This window comes from Streptomyces sp. NPDC002926, from assembly GCF_053591755.1.
In genome coordinates, this window is sequence record NZ_JBSFUK010000043.1 from 20,597 (window position 1) to 27,874 (window position 7,278).

The 7,278-nt window shown below is 71.1% G+C and carries 8 protein-coding genes; 3 read left to right on the forward strand and 5 right to left on the reverse strand.

The features are described from left to right. Window positions 1-107: 107 nt before the first annotated feature. Window positions 108-1,403, reverse strand: coding sequence for an adenosylmethionine--8-amino-7-oxononanoate transaminase (locus tag ACWDZ6_RS31430; RefSeq protein WP_451505533.1), 1,296 nt, complete (start codon window positions 1,401-1,403; stop codon window positions 108-110). Beyond that, on the reverse strand, window positions 1,396-2,547 hold the full coding sequence (gene bioB / locus ACWDZ6_RS31435; RefSeq protein ID WP_366732603.1) for a biotin synthase BioB: 1,152 nt from the start codon (window positions 2,545-2,547) through the stop codon (window positions 1,396-1,398). Before bioB ends, ACWDZ6_RS31430 begins: the two co-directional genes overlap by 8 nt. Window positions 2,548-2,693: 146 nt before the next feature. Between bioB and ACWDZ6_RS31440 the strand changes: the two genes are divergently transcribed. Continuing rightward, complete coding sequence (locus ACWDZ6_RS31440) at window positions 2,694-3,839, forward strand: 8-amino-7-oxononanoate synthase (protein ID WP_451505534.1); 1,146 nt, start codon at window positions 2,694-2,696, stop codon at window positions 3,837-3,839. Here the strand turns inward: ACWDZ6_RS31440 and ACWDZ6_RS31445 are convergent. After that, window positions 3,832-4,038 carry a DUF397 domain-containing protein gene (locus ACWDZ6_RS31445; RefSeq protein ID WP_451505535.1) on the reverse strand — a complete coding sequence of 69 codons (207 nt, stop codon included), beginning with the start codon at window positions 4,036-4,038 and terminating at the stop codon, window positions 3,832-3,834. The two genes, ACWDZ6_RS31440 and ACWDZ6_RS31445, sit on opposite strands and share 8 nt — an antisense overlap. Before the next feature lie 11 nt (window positions 4,039-4,049). Then, a complete protein-coding gene (locus tag ACWDZ6_RS31450) occupies window positions 4,050-4,907 on the reverse strand; it encodes a helix-turn-helix domain-containing protein (RefSeq protein WP_451505536.1) in 858 nt (285 codons plus the stop codon). A 277-nt stretch (window positions 4,908-5,184) separates the two neighbouring features. Here ACWDZ6_RS31450 and ACWDZ6_RS31455 point away from each other — a divergent pair, with 277 nt between their 5' ends. Further along, a complete protein-coding gene (locus ACWDZ6_RS31455) occupies window positions 5,185-5,616 on the forward strand; it encodes an ATP-binding protein (RefSeq protein WP_451505537.1) in 432 nt (143 codons plus the stop codon). Between the two features lie 18 nt (window positions 5,617-5,634). Here the strand turns inward: ACWDZ6_RS31455 and ACWDZ6_RS31460 are convergent, their stop codons facing one another. After that, window positions 5,635-6,546: a LysR family transcriptional regulator gene (locus ACWDZ6_RS31460; protein WP_451505538.1), complete on the reverse strand. Its 912-nt coding sequence runs from the start codon at window positions 6,544-6,546 to the stop codon at window positions 5,635-5,637. A gap of 82 nt (window positions 6,547-6,628) precedes the next feature. Between ACWDZ6_RS31460 and ACWDZ6_RS31465 the strand changes: the two genes are divergently transcribed. Further along, a complete protein-coding gene (locus ACWDZ6_RS31465) occupies window positions 6,629-7,258 on the forward strand; it encodes a LysE family translocator (RefSeq protein WP_451505539.1) in 630 nt (209 codons plus the stop codon). Window positions 7,259-7,278 lie beyond the last annotated feature (20 nt).

Here is a 7,278-nt window from a genome sequence, read left to right on the forward strand (position 1 = left end):
TCTGTGTTCGTGTGCGCGGTGAGGCACATGGCCCCCGCCGCCGGGAGCGGAGCTGTCCGCCGGACGCGACGCGGGAAGGGCGGGCAGCGGAAGGCAACAGTCCTCGCTCAGCCCGCCCGCGCCGCCGCCAGTACCGCCCCGCACACCCGCGCCACATCCCCGTCGCCCGTCACATACGGCGGCATCGTGTACAGCAAGTCGCGGAACGGCCGCAGCCACACGCCCTCCCGTACCGCTGCCTCCGTCGCCGCCGCCATGTCCACCTCGTGGTCGAGCTGTACGACGCCGATCGCGCCCAGCACGCGCACTTCCTTCACGCCCGGCAGCGCCTCGGCCCCGGCCAGCCCGTCCCGCAGGCCCGCCTCAAGCCGTTTGACCTCCTGCCGCCAGTCCTGGCCGAGCAGCAGGTCGATCGACGCGCACGCGACTGCCGAGGCCAGTGGGTTGCCCATGAACGTCGGGCCGTGCGCCAGGACCGGGACCTCGCCCTGTGAGATGCCCTCGGCCACCCTCGAGGTGCACAGCGTCGCCGCCATCGTGAGATAGCCGCCGGTCAGCGCTTTGCCCAGGCACATCACATCCGGCGAGACCCCGGCATGCTCGGCCGCGAACAGCGCACCCGTGCGCCCGAACCCCGTCGCGATCTCGTCGAAGATCAGCAGCACCCCGTGCTCGTCGCAGGCCTCCCGCAGCACCCGCAGATACTCGGAGGAGTGGAACCGCATCCCGCCCGCGCCCTGCACCACCGGCTCCACGATCACCGCGGCGAGCTCGTCCGCGTGCCGCGCGACAAGCTCCCGCAGGTCCGCCGCGTACGACTCCTCGAACTGCGCCGGCGGCGCCTCCGCGAAGATCTGCCGCGGCAGCACCCCTGACCACAGCCCGTGCATCCCACCCTCGGGGTCGCACACGGACATCGGCTGCCAGGTGTCCCCGTGGTAGCCGCCGCGCCAGGTCAGCAGCCGCTGCTTGGCCGGACGGCCGGTCGAGCGCCAGTACTGCAGGCACATCTTGACCGCGACCTCGACCGAGACGGAGCCCGAGTCGCAGAGGAAGACATGCCGCAGTGGCTCGGGCGTGATCTCGACCAGCCCGGTGGCCAGCCGCACGGCGGGCTCATGGGTGAGCCCGCCGAACATGACGTGGCTCATCCGCTCCAGCTGGCCGTGCGCCGCCTCGTTGAGGACCGGGTGATTGTAGCCGTGGATCGCCGACCACCAGGACGACATGCCGTCGATCAACTCGCGCTGCCCGTGCACCGGTTCGGCCAGCCGCAGCCGTACGCCGGACGCGGACTCCACGATCAGCGGGTCCGTACGGCCCGGCATGGGTCCGTACGGATGCCAGACATGGGCCCGGTCCAGCGCCAGCAGCTCGCGGGCGTCGTAGGCGGGCTCAGGCATTGGGCGCGAGATCCGTGCCGGCGCCCCGGCGGCGTACCGCGACCAGATCCGTACGCGCTGCCGGGACCTCGGGCGAGGTCTCCGCCGGAGTGCCGGTGGCAGTGGCGTCACCGCCGCCGCACACCGACGCGCAGCCCCCGCCCCGGTGCTCCGGCAGCGTCGTCGTGTCCGTGCCCTCCACCTCGAAGCCCGCGTCCGCGATCATGTCGAGGTCGGTCTTGCCCGCCTGGCCCTCGCTGGTCAGATAGTCGCCGAGGAAGATCGAGTTGACCAGGTTCAGCGCCAGCGGCTGCATCGAGCGCAGATGCACCTCGCGGCCGCCCGCGAGCCGTACCTCGACGTCCGGGCAGACGAAGCGCGTCATCGCGAGAATCCGCAGACAGCGCTGCGGGGTGAGGTTCCACTCCTTGGCCAGCGGCGTGCCCTCGAAGGGAATCAGGAAGTTCACCGGCACCGAGTCCGGGTCGAGCTCGCGCAGCGAGAAGACGACGTCGACCAGGTCCGCGTCGCTCTCGCCCATGCCCGCGATCAGCCCGGAGCACGCGGACAGACCCGCGGCCTGGGCCTGGTGCACCGTGTCCACCCGGTCGGCGTACGTGTGGGTGGTGGTGATGTCCCCGTATGTCCCCTCGGACGTATTGAGGTTGTGGTTGTACGCGTCGGCGCCCGCGTCCCGCAGCCGCTCCGCCTGTCCGTCGGAGAGCAGCCCGAGACAGGCGCAGACCTCGACGCCCTCGTTCTGCTCCTTGATCGCCTCGATGGTCTTCGAGACCCGGTCGACATCCCGGTCCGTCGGGCCACGGCCGCTCGCGACCAGGCAGACCCGCTTCGCGCCCCCGGCGACACCGGCTGCCGCCGCCTGCGAGGCCTCGTCGGGCTTCAGCCAGGTGTACTTGAGGATCTCCGCCTTGGACCCGAGCCGCTGCGAGCAGTACGAGCAGTCCTCGGGGCACAGCCCCGACTTCAGATTGACGAGATAGTTCAGTTTCACCCGTCGCCCGAACCACTGGCGGCGCACCTTGCCGGCCGCGGCCACCACTTCGAGCAGATCGTCGTCGGAGGTCGCCAGAACGGCGAGCGCTTCTTCACGGGTCGGCAGCTCGCGCCGCAGCCCCTTCTCCACCAGCGTGTTCAGCAGGTCCATGGCCCAGATCCTGACGTACGGCACACGCCTCGGCCAAGGAGGAACTCCACAACAGAGCATGTTTGAGGTGTGTGCATGGCCACACCCGTTTCCTCGAGCCGCTCCGGTTAGGGTCTGTGCGCTGCCTACAAAAGGACCGGACCACCATGCCCCAGGATCCTTTCGAGTGGATCGACGACGAGTCGCGCCGCCGTGAGCGCGCCGGCCTCGTGCGTACGCTCCGGCCGCGCGTCGCGGACTCCGAGCTGCTGGATCTCGCCAGCAACGACTATCTGGGCCTCACCCGCCGCCCCGAGGTCACCGAGGCGGCGGCCGAGGCCGCCCGCCGCTGGGGCGCGGGGGCCACCGGCTCCCGGCTGGTCACGGGCAGCACCGCGCTCCACGCCGAGCTCGAGCGGGAACTGGCTGCCTTCTGCGGATTCGAGGCCGCCCTCGTCCTGTCCTCCGGGTATGCCGCGAACCTCGCCGCCGTGACCGCGCTGAGCAGCCGCGGCTCACTGATCGTTTCCGACGCGGGCAACCACGCCTCGATCGTCGACGGCTGCCGGCTCTCCCGCGCGGAGACCGCGGTCGTGACGCACGCCGATGTCGATGCCGTACGCAAGACACTCGACGCGCACTGCGGGCAGCGGGCCCTCGCGGTCACCGACTCGGTCTTCTCGGTGGACGGCGACGCCGCGCCGCTGCCCGGCCTCGCCGAAGCCTGCCGGGAGTACGGTGCCGCGCTGCTCGTCGACGACGCGCACGGGCTGGGCGTACTCGGCGAAGGCGGCCGCGGAGCGCTGGACGCCGCGGGTATCGCGGGCCACCGTGGCGTCGTCGCCACGATGACCCTGTCCAAATCCCTCGGCAGCCAGGGCGGGGCGGTCCTCGGCCCGGCCCGGGTCATCGACCACCTGATCAACACCGCGCGCACCTTCATCTTCGACACGGGCCTGGCTCCGGCCGCGGCGGGAGCCGCCCTGGCGAGCCTGCGGCTGCTGGGCCGCGAGCCCGAGCTGGCCGGCCGGGCCCGCGCGGTCGCCGGGACGCTGCACCGCAGACTGACGGACGCCGGTCTGACCGCCGCACGCCCGGACGCGGCCGTCGTCTCCGTGCGGGCGCCGTCACCGGAGGCCGCTCTGCGCTGGGCCGCCGACTGCCGTACCGCCGGACTTGTCGTGGGCTGCTTCCGGCCGCCGTCGGTGCCGGACGGCATCTCCAGGATCAGGCTCACGGCACGGGCCGATCTGACGGATCAGCAGGTCGATTCGGCGATTGCCACGATCACCGGGACCGCTCCGGTCAGGTGACGCTCCCTTCGTGGAGCGCGCCGAGGAAGCGCGACCAGGCTGCCGGGGAGAAGCGCAGCGCCGGACGCGCGACGTTCTTCGAGTCCCGTACGGCGAGTGTGTCGTCGGGCAGCCGGGCCGCCTCGACGCAGTTGTTCATTCCCGTGCTGCGGCTGCTGCGCCGCCACGTTAAGCCGTCCTGTGCGAGGCAGTCGGACATGGGGGTGCCTCCTACGAGCCGTCACTGATCCGTGCGATGAGATCCAATGAGTCCTCGGGTGCAAGGGCCCGCGCCTGCATCGCGTGGAAGGCGGCGCAGTACACCTCAAGGTCTTCTTTCCGCTCGAGGTAGAGGCTACTCGTCAAGTGGTCGAGAACAACCACGTCCAGATCAGAAGTGTTCGGAAAAGAGAAAATAACGAAAGGGCCCGTGAGGCCGACATAGCCGCCGACCGAGAACGGCAGCACCTGGAGCCGCACATGGGGCAGCTGGGCCGTCTCCGCCAGCCCCCGCAACTGTTCCCGCATCACCCGCCGGCCGCCCACCTCGCGCCGTAGCACCGCCTCGTCGAGCACCGCGCACAGCTCCAACGGCTGCTCCGCGCGGAGCACCGACTGGCGCGTCAGCCTCACCTCCACCAGCGAGTTCACCGTGGCGGCGGGCAGATCCGCCAGCGCCGCCCGGGTCACCGCGCGGGCATAGTCCGGCGTCTGCAGCAGTCCGGGCACCACCGAGGTCTCCAGTGTCCGCGCGGCGCATGCCTGGTCCTCCAGACTGATGAAGTCCCGGTACTCGGGCGGGATGAGTCCGCGGTACGCGTGCCACCAGCCGCTGCCCATGCCGTCGGCCGCACCGGCCAAGGTCTCGAGCAGCGCGCGAAGCTGAGGATCGGCCACCGTGTACACATCCAGCAGCAGAGTCACGTCCGATGTCCTGACCCCGCTGATTCCCGTCTCGATGCGGCTCACCTTCGACTGGTGCCAGCCGGCGAGCCGTGCGGCGTCCCTGCTGGTGAGGCCCGCGGCCAGCCGCAGCCTCCGCAACTCCTCGCCGAGCTTGCGGCGGCGTACCGCGGGACCGTGCTGCATCCCCCGCTCTCCCTTCCCGTCCTTCCGGCCCTCTCTCCGGTTGTGCTTCCGTCGCATTGACCTTCCGGTCGTGACCAAGGTGTGATTCTGTGCCCAAATACGGTCTCGCGTAGCAGAGTTCACTGCTTTGAGCGACAGATATATGCATATCTTGGTGGATCGCCGTCCCTGACGACACGATCGGTGGCACTCTGGCGCGAAGCGCAATCCGTGGCCGTCCTCGCATTTCATCCGCTACGAGTCGGAGCCGGCCCGGTGGGAAAGGGACAGCGTCGCCATGGCCGACCATCAGGAAGCCTCCGTCACCTTGCCGAGTGATCCAGCCTCGGTCTCCGCCGCCCGGAGATACGCCACAGACGTCATCGCCGAATGGGGTCTGCCCATCGACACCGAGGCCGTCGACACAGTGCGGCTGATCGTTTCCGAACTCGCCACCAACGCCATCCAGCACACCTTCGGCCAGTCGCCGACCTTCACCGTGGACCTCTGTCTCGACCGTGACGAGCAGCTTCGCATCGGCGTCACCGACAGTCACCCGCGCTGGCCGCAGCGGCTGCCCGCGGCCGTACGCCAGGACAACGGCCGCGGCATGGTCATCATCCGCAGCCTGACCGCCGAGTGCGGTGGACAGCTCTCCGTCGCACCGACCCCCGAGGGTGGCAAGACCGTCTGGATCGCCCTGCCATGGATCGTTCCGGTCCAGAGCTGACCACCACTGTCCCTGCCGTCAGTTCGCTGCGCGGCCGAACGCGCCGCGCAGCAGGGCACGCAGAGACTCGGCCGCGGGCGAGGATGCCTCGCCCCGGTGTGCTACCGAAATAGTCCGCCGGAAGTCCGCCGGTTCCAACTGCCGTACACCGAGCGGCGTCGCGGCCATCGCGGCGACCATCTCCGGCACCACCGCCACGCCGAGCCCCGCACTGACCAGTGCGTACACCAGCGCATAGCCCGGTGACTCGACCGCCACGGCAGGAGTCGCACCGGCCCGCGCCAAGGCACCTTCCACGCCCCTGCGCGGCGGATGCGAGGCTGCGCTGCTGACCAGCGGCTGCCCGGCGAGATCGGCCACCGGTAGCCTGCCCGAGCCGCCCGCCAGCGCATGACCGGGTGCCGTCACCAGCACCAACTCCTCCACGAGCAGCGGTTCCAGAGCCACACCCGCCGGCGGGGGAGCCGGCTCGGCCGGTTCGTACGTATGGGTCAGCGCCAGATCCACCTCGCCGGCCGCCACCGCCAGGACCCCGCCCGGCGGCTCGTACTCCGCGACGGTCAGTTCCACGTCCGGGTGCGCCCGGCGGAAGGCGCTCAGAACCGGCGGCAGCAGATGGATACCGGCCGTGGTGAAGGTGCCGACGCACAGCCGCCCGCCGGAAAGACCGGCCAGCCGGGCCAGTTCGTGCCGTGCCTGGTCCATCTCGTCCAGAACCCGGCGGGCCCGTGCCGCCAGCAGCTCGCCCGCGGCCGTCAGCCGGGCCCCGCGGTGGTGCCGCACCAGCAGGGGCGCCCCCGCCTCCCGCTCGAGCTTGGCCAGCTGCTGGGAGAGCGCGGGTGCGGTGTAGCCCAGTCGGGCGGCGGCGCGGGTGATCGAACCGGCCTCGGCGACCGCCACCAGCGCCGCCAGCCGTGTCGGGTCGTACATGCATCCCCTTAAGCATTGCTTTAGGCAGACCCTGAAGATTGCAAGTACAAGCTAAGGCCGCTGCGGGTCCAGGATGGCGGGTATGGACGCACAACTGGTCGCCTTCACGGGGGTCGCAGCGGGCATGGTCGCCATGCCGGGCGCAGATTTCACCGTCGTCGTACGCAACGCCCTCGCCTCCCGGCGTGCGGGTGTGGCCTGCGCCGTCGGGGTCGCCGGGGGACTGCTGGTGCACACCGCGCTGGCGGTCGCCGGGCTCGCGGCTGTGTTGGTCGCCGTGCCGGTGCTGTACCGGACGCTGCAGATCGCGGGCGGGGTCTATGTGCTCCATCTGGGTGTACGGGCGGTGCGCGGCGCGCTGCGTCCGCCGCTCGCCGCGCGGGATCCGCAGGGGCAGCCGGCCGGCGGCACAGGGCGCAGTCTGCGGCAGGGCTTCCTCACCAACGTCCTCAATCCGAAGGCGCCGGTGCTCTTCCTCAGCCTGCTACCGCAGTTCGTGCCGGACGGTGCTCCGGTGCTGCCACGCACTCTGCTGCTCGCCGCCGTCGTCGTCGCGCTGGCTCTGCTCTGGTTCCCGCTGGTGGCGCTGCTGGTGGACCGCCTCGGGCAGTGGCTGCGCCGCCCGGGCACGACCCGCGCCGTGGAAGGCGTCACCGGCGGGGCGCTGACCGCGCTGGGTGTGACGCTGCTGGCCGAGCCGCTGGCGGCCTGAGCCTCCGGGCCGCCCGGTCC